Here is a 23,666-nt window from a genome sequence, read left to right on the forward strand (position 1 = left end):
CCAGAGCCCCCTATCTAGTTTTGCGTGATGTTTACCCGGAAGTTGAATGCGCCATTGATCCGGGTGTAGGACGTCTGCTGACTGTTCTTCCCGTTGAACTTTTCGTACTCGAGCACAAAGTTTGCCGTCACCCGGTCGCTGAGCCGATACTGGAGCTCAGGCTTGACCGTAAGGCGGGTCGTCTGCTCCCGCACAGTGACGTAGGAATTCGCTGGCGCTGTCGCCTGCGACGGGAGACTGAAGTCGTTTGACCGGGCAACAGTGAGCGCTTCCTGGAGTTCGAAGGTCCGCTCATCGGTGGACGACCGGGACAGCGTAAGCGAGAACTGAATCTGGTTCTTAAGGCGCCCCAGGCCGAAGAACGGAATGCGGAGACCCCGCTTCTGGTAGGACAGGCTGCCAGAAAGCTCACTTGTCTCCACTCTCTCCACCTGATTGCTGCTGGTCCGCAGAAGCGTTGTGGTCTGACGGCTCCACTCGACGCTCGTCTGCAGATCGCCGGTCCAGGTGAGGTCAATCCCAAGGAGGGGCTGAAACTGCTCGTTGACGCGTGCGGAGCCAACCCGAAAGTCTGGCTCCAGGTACGTCTGTCCGCTGAAGGTCACCGTGGCCTCCTTGCCGGCTGTGGAGTTGGAGGAGAAGCTCGACTGGTATTCTGCGTTGTAGCTGTGGTTGATCGAGGCGCTCTCCACCACGCGTTTCAGAAGCGGCCACTTCGAAATGCCCGAGTAGCGGACGCTCCAGGTCGGCATGGGAACCGGAAGGCCCCGTTCCCCTACGCTCCCAAGCCCCGTCAGGAAGGACTGGCGGAAATCCTCCGCCACAGAAGCATTGGTAAGCGCTACACCGTCGGCCGGAAACGGTTCGGAGTTCCCTCCATCGCCGTTTCGCTGGAGCTGACTCACCTGCTGCTCATACAGCGACGTGAAGGACCCGAACCCCCACACCGATGCCGTGTTTTCGCCGCTCCGAGACGTAAACTGTTGCAGTGGCGACGTCCCGTCTGAGTTGTCTTTTCGGCGAAAGTTCGTGTTGCTTTGCCGGCTCCACTCCGTGTTCCAACTAAGGTCGATCTGAAAGGCCCGGCTCGGGCTCAGGGTGGTGCGTCCCTCAAGCTGGTGGCGGTTGCTAAGCTGATCCGTCACCTGGAATTCGTCTTTGAGAATCCGGTTCTGGGCCCCGATTGATCGTTCCAGGCCAAAGCGATAGCCTATGGACGGGCCGCTTCCCTGCAACGCGTCGAACAAGCTATGGTGGACTTCTGCGTTCGACGAGTCCGCCGTGAGCGTGCCCACGTTGGACGAGCGGGCGGACCAGTTGCCGCTGTAGTTAACACTCATGTTCTCGATGTCGAGGACCGTGAGGGCGAGGCCTCGTAGTACCCCGACCGGATTCGGCAAGGGCACATCCTCCAGTCCCAGTCCTCCTCCGTCCTTCGAGGTGCTGTCTGGAGCCGCACTTCCCTCCTCCCTTCCTCCCTCGTTCGGAGGCTCCCTTTGTCCTTCTCGTCGTTCCCTTCCCCCCTCTTGATCAGACTGACGCTGGGCCTTCTTGAGGCGCTGGAAGAACCCAAATCGCTCCCACACCTTGTTGGGATGCAGGCTCACGCCTGTGCGGAGGGAAAGGGAGTTGTTCACACCCGCTCCTTGAGCGCTTCCCTTCGGCCCGTTTTGCCACCCGAACGACGACTGATAGTTGACATCCCGAACGTCGATCCAGTTGAGCCACTTCTGGTTGGTCCATCCCATGCTCAGGGTCGCTGAAAACCGCTGTTTGTACTGATTCGTGCGCGGCCGGGCCCCACCTGTGAGGAGCTTTCGGAGGATCTCGATCTCCGACCGCTGAATGGGCCGCTGTTCAAAGAAGGCGGACTTCCCGATGTCTTCCGGTCCGAGGTCATAGCTGCTCAGGTTCTTGAGGATCGTCGTATCCTGGGCGGTCCCAATATTGGTGAGAACTGTATCACGGATGTTCTCGCCGTCGATGATAAGGTTTCTCTGAGACCGCGACGCGACATCGTTGAGGCTCTGGTTGACATTCGTGTCGAAGCTCAGGCTCAGGAACCCAAACGGATCGTACTTGAGGCTGAAGTTTCGGCGATGGCTGAAGCGCTGTTTCTGCTGCAGCGGGAACGCCACCCGTAGGGGGACGCGCCCCTGATTGGCCTCTTGGGGGGAGGGACGACTCTGATCCGTACTCACGTTCCGGTTGGCGTTGCTCGTGAACGACACCGATCGGGGGGCATAGTTGAACGCAAGATTGGACAAGGCACCGAGGACCGGAAGGTCGGGCAGGAATCCGAAGGGCTGAACCGTCCGGGCCTGCCCAAAGTCGAGCTGGTACTTAAAGCTCCCCGACCAGCCCCACTTGTTGTTGACCCGACGCTGAGGATTACGCGCCACTTGGTTGTTGTACGACAGATTTAGCGACATCGCGTCAACGGTATTCCGCAGCAGCCACGAGTCGGAGCCCTGCTTGGACACGTTGGCCGTCATCGTGCGGCTCACGCTGTAGGTCTCGGCCACTGTGCGCACGCTATCTTGAAGCCGCGCCCTAATTTTTTCGGCGGGCATGTCATCCCCAAACCGCTGGTCAAACCGCTCCCCATTCTCCAGTGCAGAGTCGGAGAGAGCATTGAACTGGTTGGCCACCGTTTGCACCTTTACGTCCCCGCGATTGGGGTCGAACCGAGGGACGGTGCGGTTCGACTGCACCTGCACGGTCATCGGGATGCTCCAGCCTTGACGCTCCGGCAGGAAGGCATCGAGGTTGAAGTCGGCGCGAACGTTCCAGCTCGTATTGTCGGACTGCTCGCGCTCCCCTAGGGTGCTCGAGAGCCCCCCAAACCCATCCGTTCGGCGTTGGAAGCCTCCCTGTATCGTCGCGAAATCGGCCAGGTCGAGGGTAACGTTGGCGTTGGCGGCCCATCCTTTTCGCTCATCGAAGCCACTCACCCGGAGCTCGTTAAGCCAAAGCTCGAAGTTTCGGAGCGTGGGAGGGGGAGGGGAAGCGTTAGGCTTGGCCGCATGGCGCACGCCGATGACAACTGTTTTGACGTTCCGCAACGAGGGGGTCCCACGAATCTTGAGCTTCGTCTTTGGGGGGGCGAAATCGAGATTTAAATCCACCCCTCTGCGACCGCTCGAAAACGTCGTGTCCTTCCGAACACGGCTTTGGTTTCGGAGAATCTTGAGGCGGTTGAGCCGTTCGAGCACCAGGTTCATCTCATACTTCTCGGGCCAGAGATCCTGCGACCCGCTTGTACTCGGGACGTCTCCAGGCTTGAGGGGCTGTACGTACTCGTAGTAGTCCCCAGTCTCGCTGTCCCCGAGCCGCACGAATAGCCGGAGGTTCTTGCTCAGCTGCTTTTTCACCTGGGAGTTGTTCGATTGCCCGTGCAGGTGGGTGTACATGCGGAGGTTCGAGTATTTGAGGAGGTCAATTCCCTCCCCAAACGTCTTAAACACGCCCCGCTGCTGGCCTGGGCCGAGCTTCCCCACGTTCATTAGGAGCGCCTGCTCGTTTTTCTTTCGGTTGCTCCCTGTGGCCGTGCGGGTCTGCCCCACGACCGCTCCATCGGGGGACTTGTAGACGGGGTCCTCTTCCCTGTTGATACTCGCCACTCGAATTTCGCCCGATCCCTTGTCCATGATGGTTCCTCTCTCGACAGGCTGTGTCGCTGTGGCCTCCGAGGCACGCCACTGGCTCCCCACCAACTCCAGCGAGGCAAATCGCATCGTCACGGGAGCCGCGTGCCCTGTCGTCCAAAGGCGGATGGATTTGATGTTATCAAAGTTCTGGATATTGCCTACTTTGTCCGTAGGATTCTTCACTGGAATTCGGATCTTGTACCAGTCCTTGTTTCGCCCTACTTTGCTCACCACGTAATCGGCCGCTCCCCCTTCGGTCCGGGCCAGTTTGTCCAGTTTGTCCAGAGGAATGCCGTACTGGAAGTAGTTGTTGCTGAGCTCAACTTGGGCCCCACTTACCCCTTCGAGATTTTCCCCGTCGGGCGTGCGTGACACGCCGCGTCGGACGGTCACATCCTTGGCCAGCTTATTCTGTGATTCGAAGCCGCTGAGCTCGTGCCCCGCGTAGTACCGACTAAAGCGTTTCTGGAGCGGAAGACCGTTCGGGAAGACCTCCTCGTTGAAGTACGCGTCGTCCTCGTAGTTGTGATAGTCGTCGGCCGAAGGATCCTTCAGGGTGCGGGCAACTTCGGCGCGGAGGCGCTCCTGCTGGGCAGAGGTGAGACCGAGCTGGCCAATGGCTCCGCGGAGACTGTCCGTTGTGTTGACGAACTCGTCGTAGAAGTTTTTCTCAAGTATCTTGTCGTTGTACTTCTCGTCGGTGTAGGAGACGAGGCCATCGAGCCCCAGATCTTCCGTCTTCCCATTCCGAAGGTCGATTCTTCCATTGGTTTGACCACTGGAGAGTCGACTGTCGCCTCCCAGACTCAGGTTCTTGTTGGAGGAGATGGTAAGACCATCCTCTGTGTTGACTCCCTGGTTGGGAAGAATGTCCTCGGAGATCGTGCCGAGATTCACATAGAGGCGGGCCCCGTCGGTGACCGTTCCGTTTTGAGGGTACACCTTAACGATGAACTCTACAAACTCAACATTTTGCACCGAGAAATCGTTATAACCCTCGGGGAGAGAGCGTGTGATGCCTCCCCACACCTTCGTTGGGGTCCGGAAAAAGTCCGCGAGGGTGGGCGATGAGCTCTTGCGTCCTACGTAGTTGTATGGCCCCCGCTGCCAGGGATCGAAATAGAGATCGAATGTCCGAAGGGTGGTGTTTGCCTGCCCCCTCGTGTCACGGCCCGGGAACACCTCCTTGGTATCAATAAGCTTTGTTGCTGGCGTGTCGCCCTCGCCGAGCTTGTCGATGATATCCTCATTGAGCTGGTACCACCCGAGGCTCCCGCGCCAGTAGGTACGCTTCCGATTATCCTCGAAGCCCGGCACATCTCCATCGAGCCCCGGCCCGTTGGCCGTCGAGTCGGGCGCTGCACTCACCTGCCAGGCTCCCAGCTGATTGGTGAGGGAAAAGGTGTTCTCGAAGCCCCCAAAGTCGTCGATGTATGCGACACCACTCAACTCATCGGACGCGTAACTGTCCGTATCACTGCCTTTCACTCGATCAACCGTTTGCTGGAAGGCATCGGTGGTCGTGTGGCCGGGTCGGAGCTGCGCGAACTCCCCAGAGATCGACACCTTGCTCTTTTTTCGCGTCTGCACGAGCGGCAGCGCATCGACGGCCCGCGTTAGCCACCGGGGCTCCAGATTCATCGAGCCGTTCAGGCCCCAAATGGTGTTCTGGATGGGCACCTTGCCGATGCGAAACTTATCGACGGGCGACTTCTGGCTGAGCCGCATGACCGTGGCTCCAAGCGAAAATCGATCCCGCAGCGACCAGTTGGCCCGAGCCCCAAGTAAAGTCTTCTTCTGTAGGTTCGTGAGGCTGTTCTGCTCGTACGTGATCTTGAGCTTGCGGCCGGCCGCGGTGTAAGAATCGTTGAGGATGTTCACGGTCCCTCCCTGGTAGTCGACACGGTAGTCGACGCCCTCCTTCAGCTTTTGCCCACCTGCCGTCCGTACCTCCACCGATCCTTCGACCAAGCCGGTGAAGGCCCCAAGATCGTAGAATTGCTTCGATCCGCCCGAGTACGAGCCCCGGAGATGGTAGACGTTCCTCTGAGTATCCTCTTTCTTGGCGTTCGCTTTCTTCTTGACGTAGAGATTCGTGAACGCAAAGGGCTGCCCCGCTGCCCGACTTCCAGTCTCTTCCTTCGCGGCTTCCAGAATCCGCTCTCCGAAGGGCTGGAGGTAGGGGAAATAAATTAGCCCTTTGCTCTGGTCAAGTCGTTGGAAGTCAAACTTGTTGTCTGGGTTCGCGGCGCCGTTCTGATTCACCCGGTCCAGCCCCAAGACCTGGAGTAGCGGTTTACTTCCTCCCACCCTTTGCAATCTCGTTTTTGCTCCCGAGCCCGACTCCTGGTACTCGATAGTCAGGTTGAATGACTCCTTCCTGAAGTCCCGGCCCTTGAGACGATACACGTTCCGCAGCTGCAGAAACCAGGGAGCTGGATTGACCGACTCTCCCGGGGCCACCGGGTTGCGAGGACGAAGGAGTTTGAGCACGAGGCGGTCGGCATTGATGCCTCCGCTCGACCCCCCCCGGGTTCCCGAAAAGTCCCCAACCTGAACCACAGCACCGGTAGCGGTTCGGTACTTGTAGGCTACGGCCAAGGCCTCGTCGGACTGAAGTTGCTGGCGGAGGGAAATAAACCCGAGACGAGGGTGAAGCCGGTAGTCGTCGCCCCGGGTGAGCCGCTTAAACTTCCCGGTTTGCAGGTTCTGTCCGGTCAGGGAATTTTCCACTTTGCTGGAGAGGTACGACGAGACGGTTGTCTCTCCGCTGCGGAGTGAATCAAGATCCTGGTCCGTGTACTGGTCGTTTTCGAGGGCCGGAAGCGTCGTCTGGTTGAAGGCATCTGTCGAATCGAGGAGGATGTCGTTCTCGCCGAGGTCGACGACAGCAACGGCACTCCGGGTATCCGCATCGTTTTGGGTCTTCTGTGTGGTCTTCCAGACCTCGATCTCAGTGATTTCGCTGAACCCATCAAAGGTTCGGATCGTCCTCGGATCCTGATGGGCATCGTTCCACCGGTTGCGGAAGTAATAGCCGAGGAAGAAGTGCCGGTTTGCGTCGTACTGGGTGGGCTTCAAATCAAACTGGGTCTCCTGGGCTCCTCCATCGATACTGAGGGTGTTGGACTGTCCCTCCTGCTGGCTCGCGATCGTCGTGAGTTCTAGGTTGCCAAATTGGAACTCGCTTTTGATGCCAAACAGGCTCTGCCCACCGCTGATGAGCTGGGATGAGGTCTGTAGAGAGACGTTTCCGGCCTCAACGTTCTTGAGGATCTCGTCCTCGTATCCGGAGTAGTTGAGCTTAACCTGATTCTGGTAGTTGAACTTGCTCTTCGTGTCCCAGTCGACGTTGATTTTCAGCTTGTCGCCGACCGTGCCGGTAACGCCCAGCTGAAGGTCTTGCTTGAAGGAGGGAGTAATCTGGGTATTTTCCCCGGTGGCGACGGTTTGCCGGTCGCTCTTGCGGTAGTTAAACCCGGCATTGATATTGGCTTGGCCGTTGAGCCGAAGGTCAACCTCAGGCTTGCCGAAGACTGTGGAGAAGGCACTCTTGCGTCCTCCCGGCACAACCATGTCGATGCCGACGCCCTGCTGGTTTCCACGCTGGTTCTGGCTTTTCTCGACGAGGGACCGCCAGTTTTTGCGAAGATTGGCGCGATACCGTGCCTGGCGGTAGACCTCTTTCTCCAGGCGCATGGGGCCGTCGAGACGGTCCCTACCACTGAGAATATAGGTGTTTCGGGTCGAGTCGAGGGTTGCCGACCACTCCTTCGACCCCGTGGCCTGAGGGCCCAGGAGTGGAGAGATGCGACGACCGAACAGGTTGAGGGACTGATCGGGACGAGATGGGAGGTACCGCCGGACGAGTCCCGTGTCGATGGACGTCGTGGTGGGCGAAACCTCCTGGCTATCGGCCCGCATGCGGCCGACGGCCGCCATGCTGTCGACCGCCACCGTGCTGTCGGGGAGTGCAGGTCCTCCGAGCGGATCGACCCGATCGGCATCAGGGACAGGCTGGGTCGTGTCGGCTACGGTCGTGTCGGGCGGGGGGGCCTCTTGTGCCTGGACGGAACCGGCCAGCAGCCCAGGAATTGCGCTCGCGAGAACAAGACAGAAGATTCCTTCTAGCCCAGTCCTCCACTCCGCTCTCAGACCGAGCAGCCAAGCCATGCAGGACGGCAAGCAGAGGCGAGAAGAAACCAGCGGCACAGATCTATCCAATGGTACTCCAGGATGCTACGACGTACGTTGACGTCCGGTCTTGCGACCGCGGGCCACTCTGGTAATAATTCGAGGAGGCCTGTAGCAATTGGTGCCGATACGCAGGTGAGGGTTCGTGGTGCGAATTGCCGAAAGAGTTGAACGGGCTTCCGCCTTTCAGGAAAAACACCTTACCCTGGCATCCAGACACGACGCACGAGCCATACCGTTCCCAGTAGTGCCAGTCGTTCTCAGAAACGCCTTGAAGAGACGCTCCCTAGAAGAGACGCTCCCTACAGGTGGTGCCGAGCATGCTGATTGTCGAGCGACTGCTTGGCGGTGACCTCACGGTCGTCCTCGTGCCGCTCTTCCTGGATGCTAAGCCCGCGGTCGATCACCTTTTCGAGGAAACGGTCGCGCGGAATCACATTTTCTGGCACGTCGGCCCCACCGCTCGATACAGCCTCCTCGCGGGCAAGAGACAGGGCCGCAACGACTGTTGGGATGGCTGTACAGCGCTGCGTGGCCGTTTGCTGAGCCGACTCGTCGTATTGCTCGATCATTTCGTACACGAGCGTCGTGGACTGGCCGTCCTGCTCTCCTTTCAGCAGCACACGCATGAGTACCGCGTCTTCGTAGTCGCCCCCGAGGTGCTCACGCAGGCGGCGCACGAGAATGTCCCGGTACGTTAGGTGGGTCCGCACTCCGATCTTGCGCTCTTCCGCGAGACCGAGTCCAATGACGAAGCGCATCTGCTGAGCATGCCCCGGCCACCGAATGGTCTTGTGGTCGAGGGTCTGCACGCGTCCGGCCAAGGTCTCCGTCAAGGTGGAGAGCCCGCCCCGCGTGCAAAAGGCCTCCATCGTTCCAAAGGGCTGCTCAAAGTGGATGTCCTCCCGTTGTGAAAGAGCTTCGGCCTCTACGACTTGCCCGTCTTCGATGAGCTGTGCGGGATTCGTGTAGTCGCGGAGGATGCGCTCGGCCGACCATGAGATCCGGAAGTTAAAGGGGGGCTCCGGGTGCAGTGGCACGTCCCCAACCCGGAGGCGTACCGTCTCGGCCCGGTCGAGCCGATCGATGCCGTACAGGCACAGAACGTTTATGAGGCCCGGGGCGAGTCCACAGTTGGGAACGATCCAGACGGATTTTTCGCGGGCCTTCTCGTCCAGCGCCAGTTCCTGGTTCACGAGGGCATCGTTCCCCCCGAGGTCACAGAAATGAACCCCGACGTCGAGGCAGAGCTTCGCCAGATCGGGATTGAATCTTGACGGAACGCAGCTGATGACACAGTCGCTTCCCTGAACGATCTGGGACAGCACGCTGGTGTCGCGAATGTCAACCTGGAAGGAGCGCAGCGAGTGGCGATCGTCGTCCACACGGTCGTGCAGCCGCTGCAGTGTCTGCGAGCGGGTGTCGCAGACTTGCACCTGTTCCACCTCGTCGCTCCGCGCGCAGAGCTCGCGTACGACAGGAGCTCCCATCGATCCGGCGCCAAGTACCGTAATCCTCATGTGTAACGTGTTCTTCGAATGCAGGTCTACAAAGGACCTGAAGGCACGGAGGAAGGTGCGCGGTTACTCCACGTGGCCCCGTCCTTCTAGGGCCCGCGACAGGGTGGCCTCGTCGGCATACTCGAGATCCCCCCCGATGGGAAGGCCCCGAGCGATGCGCGTGACACTGACGTCGAACGACTCCAGGAGCTGGGAGATGTAGTACGCTGTCGTGTCTCCCTCCACGTTGGGATTTACGGCCAGGATGACTTCGTCGACCTCTGAGTCGGCGGCCTCCGGAGCGTCATTCTGCTCCCCCTCATTCTGCTCCCCCGCGGGCAGTTCCGAACTGTCGTTGGCCGGGGACTCGCCGTTCTGCGAGCCGGCCGCTGTGTCTTCGAACGACGGGTCGATCCGAGTTGCTAGCTCGTGCACCCGGAGATCGTCTGGGCCCACGCCGTCGAGGGGCGAGATCACACCGCCGAGCACGTGGTAGCGTCCCCGGTACTCCCCGGTTCGCTCAATCGCCATTAGGTCGCTCGACTCCTCGACGACGCAAATGGTGGACGCGTCGCGCTCGTCCGAAGAGCAGATGGGACAGGGGTCCTGATCGGCCACGACGTAGCAGGTCGAGCACCGCTGCACTTCTTTCTTCACGGCCATCAGCGCGTTCGCGATGGTTTCAACTTCCTCCCGCGGCATTTTCAGGACGTAGTTGGCAAGTCGCCGCGCCGTCTTGTTCCCGATCGTGGGCAGCTTCGTGAACTGCTCCACGAGGGTCTCGACGGACTCCGAGGTAAACTGCATCGCAACAACGTCGAATCCCAGGTATCGAGCGTCGAGGGAACGACGACCGCGCTTGACGTTCGCCGTTCGAAGTCCGACGGACTACTAAAGCCCCAGCTGGCTAAGATCCATGCCCTGGGGAAGCATGCCGCCCATCGACTTGCGCATCTCTTCCTGCGCCATCTCGGAGGCGTCTTCGAGGGCCTTGTTGACGCCCGCAATCACAAGATCCTCGAGCAGCTCCAGGTCGTCCGGATCCACGGCCTCCGGCTCAATCTCGATTCCCGTAATCTTCTGGGCACCGTTGGCGGTCACTTTCACCATGCCGCCTCCGGCTTCGGCCGTCACCGTCTTGTCCTTAAGCTCCTCTTGTGCCGCGTTCATCTTCTCTTGCATGTCCATCATCTTTCCGAACATGTCCGACATGTTCATTCCCTGTCCCTGATTGGCCATTGCTTTAAAGTCGTCTAAATTGGAAGGCTTACGGTAGTGCAGGATTCGTCGCTATCCCCAAACGAGCGCAGCGGCCCGTGGGAGATTGGTCCAGTGCCGTGTTCGACGAGGGTACAACGGGCGTCGAGGGGAACCGATCCCTTCCACGCCAACCCGCGGATTCTCGGGGGTGGCTGGCTACCACACGGGTTCGGCCCCAAACTCGCCGAAGAGGATTTCGAGCGCGGGGTAGGTGTCACGAAGTTGTTGAAGGTGCTCGCGCGGGCTGAGCGGCTCGTCCGACGTGTCGGGGTCTGCGTCGTCATGGGTGGTCGTCTCCACGACGAACCGGATCTCCTCGATCGAGGCGTCGACGGTCGCGGTTAGGTGTCGGAGCAGCACCTGGTGCCGGTCTCGAAGGGTGTCGCGATGAAGCTCTCGGGGCACGGCCACCGTCAGCGTCCCGTCGACGCACTCCACAGGCTCGGCCTCCCCGAGGAACGTGCCGAGACTGACGTGCTCCTCCCGGACGGCCTGCACAGCCTGGGGCCACCGGGCAATGAGCGTCTCTCCTGCCTCCGAGGAGGCAGAAGGTTCGGCGACGGTCGCGGCCTGCGTGTCCGCGCTGCCACCCGGGGTCGAACGTGCCGACGCGGACGTTTGCCCATCTGCGTCGTTCTCACTCCCCTCATCCGACGGGTCGTCGGCCTCGAGAGCCGGTGTGCCGAAGAGGTCGCCGTACTCGACGGAAGCGTCTTGGGCACCGCCAGGCGTGTCGCCTGAGTCCTCGTCGCGGGCGTCCTCTTCCGCCTCGTCCTGGCTCCGGCCCTCGGGGTCCGGCGGCGGATCGCCAGACCGATCGGCCGACGCAGCGGCGGGGGCCTCGTCCTCAGGAGTCGAGGAGGTCTCGTCCCCAGCAGCTTCCTCGGAGGAACCAGCCGTGTCCTCGGAGGACTGCGTGGCTTCGGCGGAGGGCTCAGCCTCCGGAGCGGAGTCGACTTCGGCACCGGGTGGCTTCTCCTCTGTGTCTGCCTCAGCGAAACCGGTCGGCTCGTCCCCCGGTGGGGCGTCGCCGTGCGGGGACGACGAGGCCTGGCCCTCGGCGGTGCCATCACCCGGCAGGGTGCTGGGCAGTTCACCGTCCTCTGCCATCTGCTCCAGACGGTCGATCTTCTGGAGCACCTCCCGGAGATCGGCCGACCGACGGAGCTGGGCCATCTTCAGGAGCGTCGTCTCCAGGGTGAGGCGCGGCTGCGCGCTCTGCTTGAGGTCCTCTTCCGCGTCGCTAGCCATGGTGAGCAGGCGCAGCAGATCGGCCTCCGCGAAGCGCTCGGCCTCCTCGGCGTAGCGGGCCTGCGTGGATTTGGCCACCTCCTCCAGCGCGTCGCCCCCAAGCGAGTGGGCCACCAGCAGGTTTCGGAGATGCTCGGCCAGGCCCACCAGCACCTCCTGTAGGTCGTAGCCACTGCGCACCACGTGCCGGACGAGCTCAAGCATGCCCGCCGTGTCGCGGGTAGCGATGTGGCCGGTCAGACGAAAGTACAGGTCCTGGTCCACCACGCCCAGCGCTTGCGTGAGCTCGCTATACTTCAGCGTCGATCCGCAGAGCGAGAGGGCCTGGTCAAACGCCGAGAGGGCGTCCCGAAGCGCCCCGTTGCCCTTGCGGGCCAGCAGCATCAGCGACTCCTCATCGGCCTCCACGCCTTCCGCCTCACACACCTCGCGGAGGCGCCCCACAATCTTTGGGACCGGAATGCGCCGGAAGTCGAACCGCTGGCACCGCGACAGGATGGTGGGCAGTACCTTGTGCGGCTCCGTGGTCGCGAAGATAAAAAGGGCGTGGGCGGGGGGCTCCTCCAGGGTCTTCAGCAGGGCGTTGAAGGCCTGCTTGGAGAGCATGTGCACCTCGTCGAGGATGTAGACCTTCTTTTGGTCCCCCTGCGGAGGGATGCGCACCTTCTCCCGGAGCTCCCGAATGTCGTCAACCTTGTTGTTCGAGGCCGCGTCCATCTCAAAGACATTGAGGCTGCGGCCCTCCTCGAACGACCGGCACGAGTCACACTCACAGCAGGGCTCGGCCTCATCGTCTCGCTCTTCACGGGGCGTCTCGCAGTTGATGGCCTTCGCGAGGATGCGGGCCGCCGTGGTCTTGCCGACCCCGCGGGGCCCGCTGAAGAGGTAGGCGTGGGCGAGGCGGTCAAGCCGAATCGCATTCTTGAGCGTTTCTGTGACGTGCTCCTGTGCAATCACCTCCCGGAAGAGCGAGGGCCGGTACTTGCGCGCAGCAACGAGATAACGTTGTTCCTCCATGACGACTGCGAACGACAGATTGAGGCGGCGCGTGACGGCACGAGGATTGAGAACCCAACGGTGCCGATGATGCCTTCAGCGTCCGTTTGGCTAGTGTCTTTTGCCTGCGACTTTGTGGATCTTGGTGCCATGCTCCTTGTCCCCTCGCCCGGTGGTTGCACGACAGAACTCACTCAGGGATCCTAAGGCCCTTTGTCCGCCGATCGAACGGATTCACAGATCTTCTTACGAGCGTTCTGAGTGGCGGATCAGCGGCCGTACGTCTTCGCGGTCCAATATATCGGCAGGCACCCGGAGGAATCAACCACCATCCGTTCCACTTCAGGACGATTGCATCTTGACGTTCTGATTCCCCAGACAGATCAAAGTTTGCGGCAAGGTGGCACCGATTGACTGGTTTCCTCCGCTTAGAGGATTCGACTTATGATTTCCTCGCTCGAAAGAGCGCTTCAATGTTCTCCCTGACCAGGGCGCATCCTCTCACTCGAAAATTCCCCCATTCTGCCTTGACATGTGATCGTCCTGCCACCCCGTTTCCACGACCGAGAATGACACAGATAGCGAAGCTGTAGGATCACTCATCCGGACGTAGATGCCGGCGCCTCAGTGGGACGATGCTGCTCGGTCTGTGCATCGGTTGCCCGTTCCGCGGCGACGCGTCGCCGGATGGCTCGAAGAACCGCGTTGGGCTCAAATTCTCCACTGTACCGCTTCCCGTCGACGAACAAGTTCGAGGTGCGCCGCACACCGCTCTGCACGGCCGAGCTTCGATCCGCCATAACGCGGTCGTGGAGTGCCTCGTCGCGAAGATCCGCCTCGAACTGGTCGAGGTCGAGCCCGATGGCGGCGGCGTACGTCCGCAGGTCCTCATCCTCGAGCTGGTCCTGGTGGGCAAAGAGCTGCTCGTGCATCTCCCAGAATGCGCCCTGCCGGGCCGCCGCCTCCGCAGCTACACCAGCATGCACGGCATGGGGATGGCGCTGCCGCAGGGGAAGATGGCGAAACACGTACTGGAGCGGCACTCCGGACGCGTCTTTCGTCGTGGCGAGCGCCCCCATCACCTGCCGCATCGTTTCGTAGATCCGGCGGCTCGTGGGGCACTCGTAGTCGCCATACTGCACAATCGTGACAGGAGCATCGCTGGGGCCGTACACGTGGTCGTCGGGCTGCACCGGCACATCGAGGCGCTCCTCCTCGCCCGTCTCTCCTTCCGATTCGGGACGACCTGCCGCGTGGCCGAAGAGCCACTCGGTCCAGGTGAGCTCCAACTGGCCGCAGTCGCGGTGAGGGAAGCGACGGTCGCGCGTCTGCGCAAAGTTGAGAATGGCGACCAGCAGGACGCCACCCACCGTGTTCCCCAGCACCGTCGGAGAAAGGAAGTCGACGAAGAAGGTCCACAGGCTGGCGTCGCCTCGGAAGACCACGTAGAGCACCTCGGTGGAGCCGACGATGCAGTGGGCCAGCTCTGCCGCGGCCACCGGGTAGATCAGCGCAAACGTGATGAGAATCCGGGCCGTCATGCTACGGGCGGCGTAGTTGAGCCACACCATGCTCGCCACCAGCCATCCGGCGAACACGCCCTTCCAGAACAGGTCCGCCCACGACATTTCCAGGAAATGGTCTCCGATCCCGTGTGCCACTTCGGCCATCTCGGGCGTGAACACACCGGTGGTCGCAAGCACGTACGCGCAGAGGGCCGCCCCCAGCACATTGGCGGCCAGTACCACTCCCCAGATGTGCAGAAGCCTCGGGATGCTGGCGATGCGGGTGAGGACCAGCGTGACAGGCGTCAGCGTGTTCTCGGTAAAGAGCTGGTAGCGCCCCATTACCACGAGCAAAAAGCCCAGCGGGTAAAGCAGGCTGCCTGCCAGATGCGACGGGCCACCGGGCCAGAGGGCCGATAGCACCGCCATGCCGAGGAACGACAGGCTGATCGAGAGCCCCGCGGCCAGTCCACTCAGAAAGAGCAGACGCGTAGATCGACTGAACTCTTCCTCGGCGGCGATGACGAGGCGATGGAAGATCTCGTCCGTAGAAAAGAGATCCCGGAGGGCTTCCCCCGCGGCAGGCGCCCCGCTCTCGGAGCGGTCGAGCGCATCGCGGAGGTTACTTGGAGACCCGGACACTTCCCCAAGAACAGGAAGTGACTGGTGCAGTCCTCCGTCGTCCGTTTGGGGGAGAGGTTCGGAGGACTCGGTGTCCTCCGTGATGGAATGCTCCATAAACTTTGCTTTTTGGAACAAGCATACGCCTAGCTGCCACGACCAAACCTTGTCGAGGTTCGGGACTCGGTCAGGACAATCATGAAATTACCGTACCGAATTCCAGCCCTTCAGGACTCGACACGACTACCCCTCTTCAACCGCTCGCTCTATCTCTCTCGCTAGAGGTGCGTTGCTTTTTGGGATGGCAGAGATGTGCAGTCCCGAGATAGCCGGGTACGACAGCTTCCTATGCGTCCCAGCCACCCGCGTCCGTCGACTCCAGGTTCCAAGGTCGTCGAAACGGTTTCTTCCTGCCACCTCGCGGAATTCACGGGCCTCCCGTAGACGCTGAAGAGAGAACGCAGGCCGAGTGTGGGGACGCGGGAGGATACGACCGGCCTGCTCAGTCCACGAGCGTCGAGACGCTCAGGATCCCTCCCCTCCATGGGACGGAGCAGCACCCGCGAAGATGCATGTTCGGAAACTTCCCTCGTGGCGACGTGCGTCTACTCACCGGAGCCCGAGGACGGGCTTGGCGTGCTCGGCTCGCGCCGCTTCGGATCCGGCGTACTCGGCTCGCGCCGCGTGGGGCTCGGCACGCGCGGCGGCTGCTTGGGTTGTCGCTTCGGGGTCCGCTTGGGTTGTCGTCTCGGGGTGCGGCGTGGGGTGCGTCGGCGGCGTGGATCTGTCGGAGAAGGTTCGGAACGGGGGCCATTCATGGGATGAGAGAAGAACTTTATCCGCGTTCCTTCGAGGGCTGGATGTACGGGACGAGCCTCCAATTGTTGACCGCCCTCTCCCTTTTACGACGTCCCATCTTCACGCTGTGCGGTCGGCCCCGGAGACTCCTCGTGGTGCGGTGCGGGCTCTGGAGATTCCCCGTCGTCGGGAACGCGCCGAAGGGCTTCCGAATGGGGGCGGGGGCGCTCGACCGCTACCGGCTCGGGCTCGAAGCACTGGCGACAGCGGGGCTCGTAGGCCTCCGTGGCCCCAACCAGCACGCGGTCTTCGCCCGGCACAATGCGCTGCGAGTGGTTGGCAGGCGCCCCGCACACGACGCAGACGGCGTGCAGTTTGGTCACGTGCTCGGCCACCGCCATGAGCTGGGGAATCGGGTCGAAGGGATCTGCGCGGTAATCGGTGTCGAGCCCCGCAACGATGACACGGTGGCCATCGCCGGCGAGCCTCTGGCACGTCGGTACGAGCTCGTCGCCGAAAAACTGCGCTTCGTCGACTCCCACGACATCCGCGTCGCTGGTCTTCGCCAAGATTTGAGGGGCGTCGTCGACGGGCGTGGTGGTCACGGAGTTCTCGTTGTGCGAGACGACCTTTTCCTCGTCGTATCGCTCGTCGAGGGTCGGCTTGAACACTTTGGTGTGTTGCCGGGCGATGCGGGCGCGGCGCAGTCGGCGGATCAGCTCTTCCGTCTTGCCACTGAACATGGATCCGCAGATCACCTCAACCCATCCGGTGACACGGTCGCGATCGACGATGTGGGGTTCGAGGGCCGACATAGTTTGGAGGCTGCAGGGACGATGGTGGGCGACGCACTACAAGGTAAGCGAAGGAGAGCCGGGATTACCAGGATCGAGGACGTGGGACGCTCCAGGCCTGGCATCAGATCTTTTTCAGTACCCGTGCTGGCATCCATGCTGTGTGCCGATTTCTCAGGCGCACGCGAACCCATTCGGCTCGCTGGGCCTCCACCTCCACCATCGCACCTGCGTCCAGTGTCGAGTCGCGCGCGGCCCTTTCCTTGGGCGCCGGTCGGAGAGGGGCCTGTTCGGAAATGACGACGGCGCGCCGGTCGTGCGTCTGTACGTAGGACGTTCCGAGCCCAGTGGCGACGGCCAGCACGCCCGCGGCGGCCAGTCCCCATGCAACCGAGGAGTGCCCCGCGACGAGCCGATCGGGCCCAACTCTGACCATGATCATGCCTCCCCCTATGCTAAGCATCAACACTCCGATTCCAAACAGAATGAAGGGGGGCCATCCTGCGACGAGCGCCGCGAGCCCACGAGGCGGGAGGCCCCCAAGCGGGAGCCTCTCTCGCTGGCGCACATACTCCAGATTGTGCCGCAGGCGCGGGTCGGCAGGGCGCAGGCGCTTGCCCCGTTCGTAGGCCCAGATGGCCCACCCCACCCGTCCGAGTCGGACGTATGCGTTACCCAGATTGTGGTAGAGCGACCCGCTTTCGTGGCCGGCGTCGAGAATGCTTCTGTACATCTCCACTGCCCGTTTGTACCGGCCCTGCGTGTAGGCCTCGTTGGCGGCGGCAAACTGGCGACTCAGGCTGTCGGACTGCATCCCGAGCGCCCCGCCCGGCGTGACGATCAGCCCCAGTCCCGTAAGGAAAAGTACGAGGAGGCGCATGTGAGGTGGAGCGGAAAAGGTGGAGTCAGTTCCTCCTGAATCGAACAGGTCGGGTCTGTAGAACCGCTACGAACGTGGGCGTCTCCCGGAGGCCTCCGGAAGGCACGCGTCGAGCCGGTGGAGCACGGACTGAGCTTTTTCGAGCACGGCCTCCGCAGGATCGGGAGAGTCCCGACTCGGAGCAAATCGCGCCTCTTCGCAACGATCGAGGAGGTCAAAGAGGGCATCCCGGAGGTCCTCCGGCACGTCGTAGCGAGCGAGCGACTGTTCGAGGGCCGTCCGCGTCGTGCCGGCGCTGTCCGTTTGGAGGCGTTCGTCAAGGATAGCGAGAAGGGCCTGCTCGACTGTGTCGTAGAATGCTGTCTCGTCCCCGTTCCGAAGATGCTGGCGGGCCGCATGGACGTGATCCTGCGCAGGGACGCGACGATCGTCCGGATCCGCGGTGTCTGCTGTCCCAGATGCTCTCCCCCAGCGCCGGTGCGCGGCGGCGGCGCCCGCTGCCAGCACCGGGAGCAGCAGTGCCACGTAGGCCCAGGGCCGGCGGTGCAGGGGGGGGCGATCCGCACGGACCCATTGCGCCTGCTCTGCCGCCGCCAACCCGGCAACGTCTCCCACGGGCAGCCCGTCTCCCGTCCGTCCCACGACCCGTGGGGCCGCCTCGCCCGTCACCCGAAGTGTCGGGAGGGCATTGCGGACCGTCCTGTACTGCTCTGCATCAGGGTCGAAGTAGCTGAACGTAATCGGGGAAAGGGAGTAGCGGCCACGGGACCGGGGGACAAGGGTGTATGTGAAGGTCTTGGTGCCCCCGATCTGTTCCCCTCCCCGATCGATGTCGGTCTGAACGGATGGCCCGTACACCTCAAACTCCGACGGGACATCCAGGCCCGGCGGGGAGAGCGTAGCGAGATTCCCAGTGCCTTGCACTCGAACGGCCACCTCCACGGGACCGCCGACCGCCACGCTGTCCCGACCTACGTCTGTTGACATTGAAAACTGGCCTACGGCCCCGTCGAAGGAGGGGGGAGCGGCTGGAGGCAAAGACCGAACGGAAAGGGACAGGGCGCCGGAGGCGAGTTTGACGGGCTCGAAGCGACCACGTACCGCGTTCCCCTGCATCTGAAGGGTTCCCTGCGCCTCCACCTCGATGCGGAGCGGATCGACCCGGAGCGATCCCGCCCGTGTGGGAAACAGGGCCACCCGCTTCAAGATGATGGATCTGTAGGTTCGGCCGTCGATGCGGGACGTCCGGGGCACGGGCCGGGATGGTACATCGAGTTCCTCACGCCAGAAGCCCGGCGCACTCCACGCGCTGGCGAGGCGGCTGTGTCGGAGCCGGATCTTCGGCCGATAGAGCAGGTGGTATTTGACGACCACCTGTTCGTTCTGGTATATGCGGTCGGCCGTCGGGGTCGCACGGATGAGGAGATCCTGCGGATCGAGAGCGCTATTCTCGTCCCTCCCCACGGAGGAGGACGCGCCGGAACGATCCGCCGACCGTGAGGCCTCCGACACCACCTGGACTCGAATTTCTTCCGTCGTGTACTTGTCCCCCAGCACGGTCACCTCGACTGGCTGGATGCGGGCGACTCCTGTTCGGAGGGCTCGGTACCGCCACGTGAAGGTCACATGGCGCTCAGAGGAGCCTCCGTCGGAGGACAGACCACGCTGGGTGCGGGGCGTGCGCTGCTGGAGCCCGAGATTGGTGACGGAGGGCGGATCCGGGGGCTGGACGACCGTGGCGGAAGGGCCCTCTACCCGGACCGAAAACACAACAGGTTGCCCGGGTTCCACCCTCATCGGCTCGGCCTCAGCCGTAATCTGGACCGAACGGTCCGACTGGGCTGGGGCGGAGCCCACCGGCATCATTCCCAGTGCGAGGAGTGCGAGGAGGGTTCGCGTAAACACAGGTCAGTCTTTGACGGTGGGTTCATGGACGGGGTCTCCTCAATCGGGTCGCCGCACTCCTTGCCTACCAGTCTTTCTCCGCAGTCTTTTCCTGCGACGCCCGGGCCCGGATCTCGCGGAGCAACTTCGCCTCCTGGCTTTTCAGGGCCTGGAGGAGTTGCTCTGCCTGCGCGCGGCTCAGCGCATCTCTGGGACGCCCTCTCCTAGCCTGCCCCTCGCGCCGGCGCTGTGCCGCCGTTCCCTGTGCCTGCGAGGCAGACTGGGAGTTGCGCGCCGTTTTCGAACCGCGACCCGACTGTTGCGACGAACGATCCGAGGACTGTCTGTTTCCGGAACGGGACTGTGCGTTGTTCTGTGCGGCACCAGACCGGCTTCCCTCCCGCTTCTTGCCCTTCGATTGCTGATCCGACTGCTGGCCCTGCTGCCCAGATTGCGACGGGCGGCCTCCCCCGCGACCTGTCCTCCGTTGCTTCAGCGCCTTCCGGAGGGCACGGAGGCGCGGATCCGAAGGAGCCGCTTCGAGTCCCTGCGCCACGGTCCGACGGGCCGCCTCTACGTCGCCATCCACGTACTGTTGGGCCGCTTCGTGGAAGAAGGCGTCGGCCGAGGACTGTGCTTGGCCCGGCGCTCCCCCTAGCACAAGCAGAATGACCCCAATGGCTCCGGTCCAGCGAGCGACCGTCATGGCTCTGATCGACTGATTCGGGCAACCTGCTCGATCCGCGTGATGAAGTCCTGGTACGCGCTCACCGTCGAGTCCCGACGGAGCCCATCCTTCATCAGGGCCGCGGCGGTGGTGTACTGCGTGCGGGCCACCAGGGCGTCGGCCTTTTGCTTTAGACGTTGGGCGTAGGGGGACGGGTCCACCTCCGGAGCATCGTCGGAAGCGCCCGTTCCCATCTTGCGCTTGAGGAACTCGTAGTTGTACCGGGCGGCCTCGTGGGTCGGGTCCAGAAGCAGTGCGCGCTTGTAGTTGCGCAGGGCAACTCGCCGGTCCCCCATCGCAGCCGCCACGGTGGCGATGTTAAACGCGGCCCGCACCCGCTGGGCATCGGTTGAGGCGGTGCGTTGTGCACGAGCGAGGGCTCGCCGGGCGGCCCCGTACTGGTCTTGCCGATAGAGCGCAAGCCCAAGGTTATTCTGAAGCCCCGTGTAGGGCGCCCCCGTTGTGTCGCGGAGGGCGGCCGCACCCTTCCGATACGCAGTCGCTGCCGCCGCATACTTCCCCTGCTCGAAGTACGTGTTTCCCTCTCGCCCCTTCTCGGCCCCGGTATCGCCGAGGAGCCCGAACAGCAGCAGAATGAGTGTCAGTCGCGCGGCCATCTGTGCACCCAGAGTGGAAGGCACCAGAGTCAATAGAGGTTGTTGTACGATTGCCCCGGTTGTTCGATTCCCGAGGGCGTTCGGCTCACGATACCGATTCCTGCGTGACCCCGAGCCGCTTCCCCGAGACCTGCCGCTCACCGGCACGGGTCCGAACAGGAATCAGGCCCTCAACGAACAGCAGGAGGAGGGCTGCCGCTAGCGGCCACTGGTACATCTCTCGGTAGTCGGCGAATTGCTCCGCCCCATAGGAGGCGGCGCCAATCCGGCGAAGGGCCGCCGGAACGTCCGACAGGGCACTGGTCGTACCGCCGATCCGGAAATACGCGCCCGACTCGGCAAGGCGCGTCAACATGTCCTCATTCAGCTGGCTCTGTACGACCTGTCCCTGATTGTTTCGCTTAAATCCAACGCGGGTGCCGTTCTCGTAGACCGGGATCCGGGCTCCGTCCCTGGTGCCCACCCCGGCTGTGAGGAGCGTGATGCCGGCCTCGGTGGCGCTTTGCGTCGCTGTCTCCAGGCTGCCGGTGTGGGTTTCCCCATCCGACACGATCAGCAGGGCGCGCGGGCGCTTGGTGCCCGGAGACGCGGCCGAGTCGGACCGGGGACGGGCGGCGCCAAATGCCCGGACGGCCGCGTCGACCGCCGCCTCAAGGTTGGTTCCCGGGGTCGACAATTGGTCGGAGTCCGCTGCGTCCAAGAAGAGGCGGAGTGCGCCGTAGTCGGTTGTGAGGGGACACTGTATGAAGCCATCCCCGGCGAAGAGGATGAGACCGACCCGGTCGCCCGACAGGCGGCCGATGAGGTCCCGAATCTCCTTCTTTGCCCGCTGGAGGCGACTCGGGGCCACATCTTGCGCCCGCATCGACGCCGAGACGTCCAGGGCAATCATCAGGTCTACGCCGCGACGCTCCACGGTATGGACCTCCGTCCCGAAGCGGGGCCCCATCAGGCTCACTGCTCCCAGAAGCAGCGCCCCTACCACGAGGCCCGCCTTCACGGTCCGGCGGCGCGGGTGAACGGATGTCGCAAGCTGCTCCACGATGCCCGCCTCCCCAAAGCGTTCCCGGGCCGCTCGTCGCCAGCGGGCCGCCCGCCAGTACAGCCACACGGCGGCGGGAAGGACAGCCAGCGTCCAGGCGTATGTCGGATGCAACCAATCCATTGTTGATTTTCGGTTTCCGAGTTGCGGATTGGGCGGTGCGAACGTCGACCGAGACGCAGCCGTCCGTCCCATTCGGGATTCGCGTTTCAAAACCCGCCGTTGTTTCAGGGGAAGCGGCGAAAGACGGTAGTGGCCAGACCGATGTCCAGCAGCACGGCCAGGAGGGCCGGCAGCAAGAAGTAAGGGTACTGCTCTCGTCGATCCGTGTAGACGCGCTCGTCGACCGGCGTGGTCTCCATGGTGTCGATTTCGGCGTAGATGCTCTCGAGCGCGTCCTGATTCGTGGCCGAGAAGTAGCGCCCGCCTGTTGACGTGGAAATTGACCGCAGCATCCCGGCGTCGATCCCCGTCGACTTCTCCTGTCCCGTTCCGGCCGTGGGTTCAGACTGCGCGGTGCCCTGTCCTGTCGAGCCCACCCCGATTGCATAAACCCGCACGCCCATCGTCGCGGCAATCTCGGCTGCGGTCTGCGGGTCGATCTGGCCCCGGTTATTACGGCCGTCAGTGAGCAAGATGAGGACCTTGCTCTCCGCCTTGCTGTCCTTGAGCCGATTCACGGCTGTGGCCAGCGCCGTGCCGATGGCCGTTCCATCCTCCACCACCCCGATGCTCACCTGCTCGAGCATCCGCTGGAGGAACGAGTAGTCGAGCGTGAGCGGCACCTGCGTGTACGCCTCAGCGGCGAAGACGACGAGCCCCACTCGGTCGGACACTCGGCCCCGCACAAACGACGCAGCGGCCTCCTGCGCCGCCTCGAAACGGGTGGGCTGGAAGTCTTCGGCCTGCATTGATGAGGATGCGTCAAGCACGAGCATGATGTCGACCCCCTTGGTCGTCTTCGTTCGCCTGACCTCCTGGGTTTGGGGGCGGGCCAGAGCCACGATGGCGAGGGCGAGGGCCCCCATTCGAATCGCCGTGGGGACCCACTGCAGCCGCACGGTCCACGCGGTGGGGGCTCGCCGGGCGGGCCTCACGTCGCTGTAGTGGAGCCCCCCGGCCCGCCGTCGGCGCCACCACGACCATATTCCCACCGCTGGCACGGCGAGGAGTAGCCACAGAAACTGGGGATCGGCGAAGGTCACGAACGGCAAAACGATGGTCAGACAGATCAGGCGGGTCGGCAGGGGCGGGGCTACGCACTGCGCTGAGCCGCTACGGCCTCAACGAGGGCGGGGAGCACGTCCCCGGCCGAGCCCCGGATTGACTCGTCGACATCGTCGGTGACTCCGGTCGTGTCGGGATTCACCTCGGCCACGTAGGCCCCTTGCTCGCTGGCTGCCACCGGAAGACGTGCGGCCGGATACACCACGGCACTCGTGCCCACGCTCAAAAACACGTCTGCCCGGTCGGTGGCCGCATCGGCCTGCTTCATCGCGTCGGGTGGGAGCCTCTCCCCAAACCACACCACGTCGGGACGGATGAGCCCCTCGCAGGCCGGACAGCGCGCCGGCTCCCCCTTCTGGATGGCAGCGTTCACGGTCTTCGCGTCCGCTGCACGCTCGCAGTCCATGCAGTAGTTGCGGGTGATGTTGCCGTGGAGCTCGATAACTGTGCTGCTCCCCGCACGGTTGTGGAGATCATCCACGTTTTGGGTGAGGACAGATACGGTCGGCACGTGCGCCTCCAGTTCGGCTAGGGCCCGGTGGGCAGCGTTGGGCTCGGCGTCCTCGACCAGCTGACGCCGATGCCGGTACCAGCCTTGAACCAGCTCGGGGTTGTCGAGGAACGCTTCGACGTTGGCGAGCTCCTGCGGGTCGAACTTCTCCCAGAGGCCGTCGGCGTCGCGGAACGTGGGGATGCCGCTCTCGGCACTGATGCCGGCACC

At 62.9% G+C, this 23,666-nt stretch carries 14 protein-coding genes; all 14 read right to left on the reverse strand.

Annotation, left to right across the window (positions count from 1 at the left end):
- Positions 1-14 precede the first annotated feature (14 nt).
- A complete protein-coding gene (sprA, locus tag ABEL04_RS04740) occupies positions 15-7,823 on the reverse strand; it encodes a cell surface protein SprA (RefSeq protein ID WP_375801238.1) in 7,809 nt (2,602 codons plus the stop codon).
- A gap of 323 nt (positions 7,824-8,146) precedes the next feature.
- A complete protein-coding gene (locus ABEL04_RS04745) occupies positions 8,147-9,364 on the reverse strand; it encodes a saccharopine dehydrogenase family protein (RefSeq protein ID WP_375801239.1) in 1,218 nt (405 codons plus the stop codon).
- 63 nt (positions 9,365-9,427) lie between these two features.
- Positions 9,428-10,150, reverse strand: coding sequence for a recombination mediator RecR (locus ABEL04_RS04750; protein WP_375801240.1), 723 nt, complete (start codon positions 10,148-10,150; stop codon positions 9,428-9,430).
- Between the two features lie 84 nt (positions 10,151-10,234).
- Positions 10,235-10,555 carry a YbaB/EbfC family nucleoid-associated protein gene (locus ABEL04_RS04755; RefSeq protein ID WP_375801241.1) on the reverse strand — a complete coding sequence of 107 codons (321 nt, stop codon included), beginning with the start codon at positions 10,553-10,555 and terminating at the stop codon, positions 10,235-10,237.
- Between the two features lie 204 nt (positions 10,556-10,759).
- The gene (gene dnaX, locus ABEL04_RS04760; RefSeq protein ID WP_375801242.1) at positions 10,760-12,871 is read right to left on the reverse strand and encodes a DNA polymerase III subunit gamma/tau; all 2,112 of its coding nucleotides are present in this window, start codon (positions 12,869-12,871) and stop codon (positions 10,760-10,762) included.
- Positions 12,872-13,449: 578 nt separating this feature from the next.
- A complete protein-coding gene (locus tag ABEL04_RS04765) occupies positions 13,450-15,093 on the reverse strand; it encodes a formate/nitrite transporter family protein (RefSeq protein WP_375801243.1) in 1,644 nt (547 codons plus the stop codon).
- A gap of 785 nt (positions 15,094-15,878) precedes the next feature.
- Positions 15,879-16,589, reverse strand: coding sequence for a thymidine kinase (locus ABEL04_RS04770; RefSeq protein ID WP_375801244.1), 711 nt, complete (start codon positions 16,587-16,589; stop codon positions 15,879-15,881).
- Between the two features lie 103 nt (positions 16,590-16,692).
- Positions 16,693-17,448, reverse strand: coding sequence for an SH3 domain-containing protein (locus ABEL04_RS04775; protein WP_375801245.1), 756 nt, complete (start codon positions 17,446-17,448; stop codon positions 16,693-16,695).
- A 66-nt stretch (positions 17,449-17,514) separates the two neighbouring features.
- Positions 17,515-19,353, reverse strand: a complete 1,839-nt coding sequence (locus ABEL04_RS04780; RefSeq protein WP_375801246.1) for a BatD family protein — start codon at positions 19,351-19,353, stop codon at positions 17,515-17,517.
- A 64-nt stretch (positions 19,354-19,417) separates the two neighbouring features.
- On the reverse strand, positions 19,418-20,038 hold the full coding sequence (locus tag ABEL04_RS04785) for a hypothetical protein (RefSeq protein ID WP_375801247.1): 621 nt from the start codon (positions 20,036-20,038) through the stop codon (positions 19,418-19,420).
- A complete protein-coding gene (locus ABEL04_RS04790; RefSeq protein WP_375801248.1) occupies positions 20,035-20,676 on the reverse strand; it encodes a hypothetical protein in 642 nt (213 codons plus the stop codon). The genes ABEL04_RS04785 and ABEL04_RS04790 overlap by 4 nt, the downstream gene beginning before the upstream one ends.
- 85 nt (positions 20,677-20,761) lie before the next feature.
- Complete coding sequence (locus ABEL04_RS04795) at positions 20,762-21,841, reverse strand: VWA domain-containing protein (RefSeq protein ID WP_375801249.1); 1,080 nt, start codon at positions 21,839-21,841, stop codon at positions 20,762-20,764.
- A gap of 104 nt (positions 21,842-21,945) precedes the next feature.
- Positions 21,946-22,923, reverse strand: coding sequence for a VWA domain-containing protein (locus ABEL04_RS04800; RefSeq protein WP_375801250.1), 978 nt, complete (start codon positions 22,921-22,923; stop codon positions 21,946-21,948).
- A 50-nt stretch (positions 22,924-22,973) separates the two neighbouring features.
- The coding region (locus ABEL04_RS04805; RefSeq protein ID WP_375801251.1) for an NAD-dependent deacetylase at positions 22,974-23,666 on the reverse strand (693 nt) is incomplete at its 5' end.

Source organism: Salinibacter sp. (assembly GCF_042218895.1).
Lineage (GTDB): Bacteria > Bacteroidota > Rhodothermia > Rhodothermales > Salinibacteraceae > Salinibacter.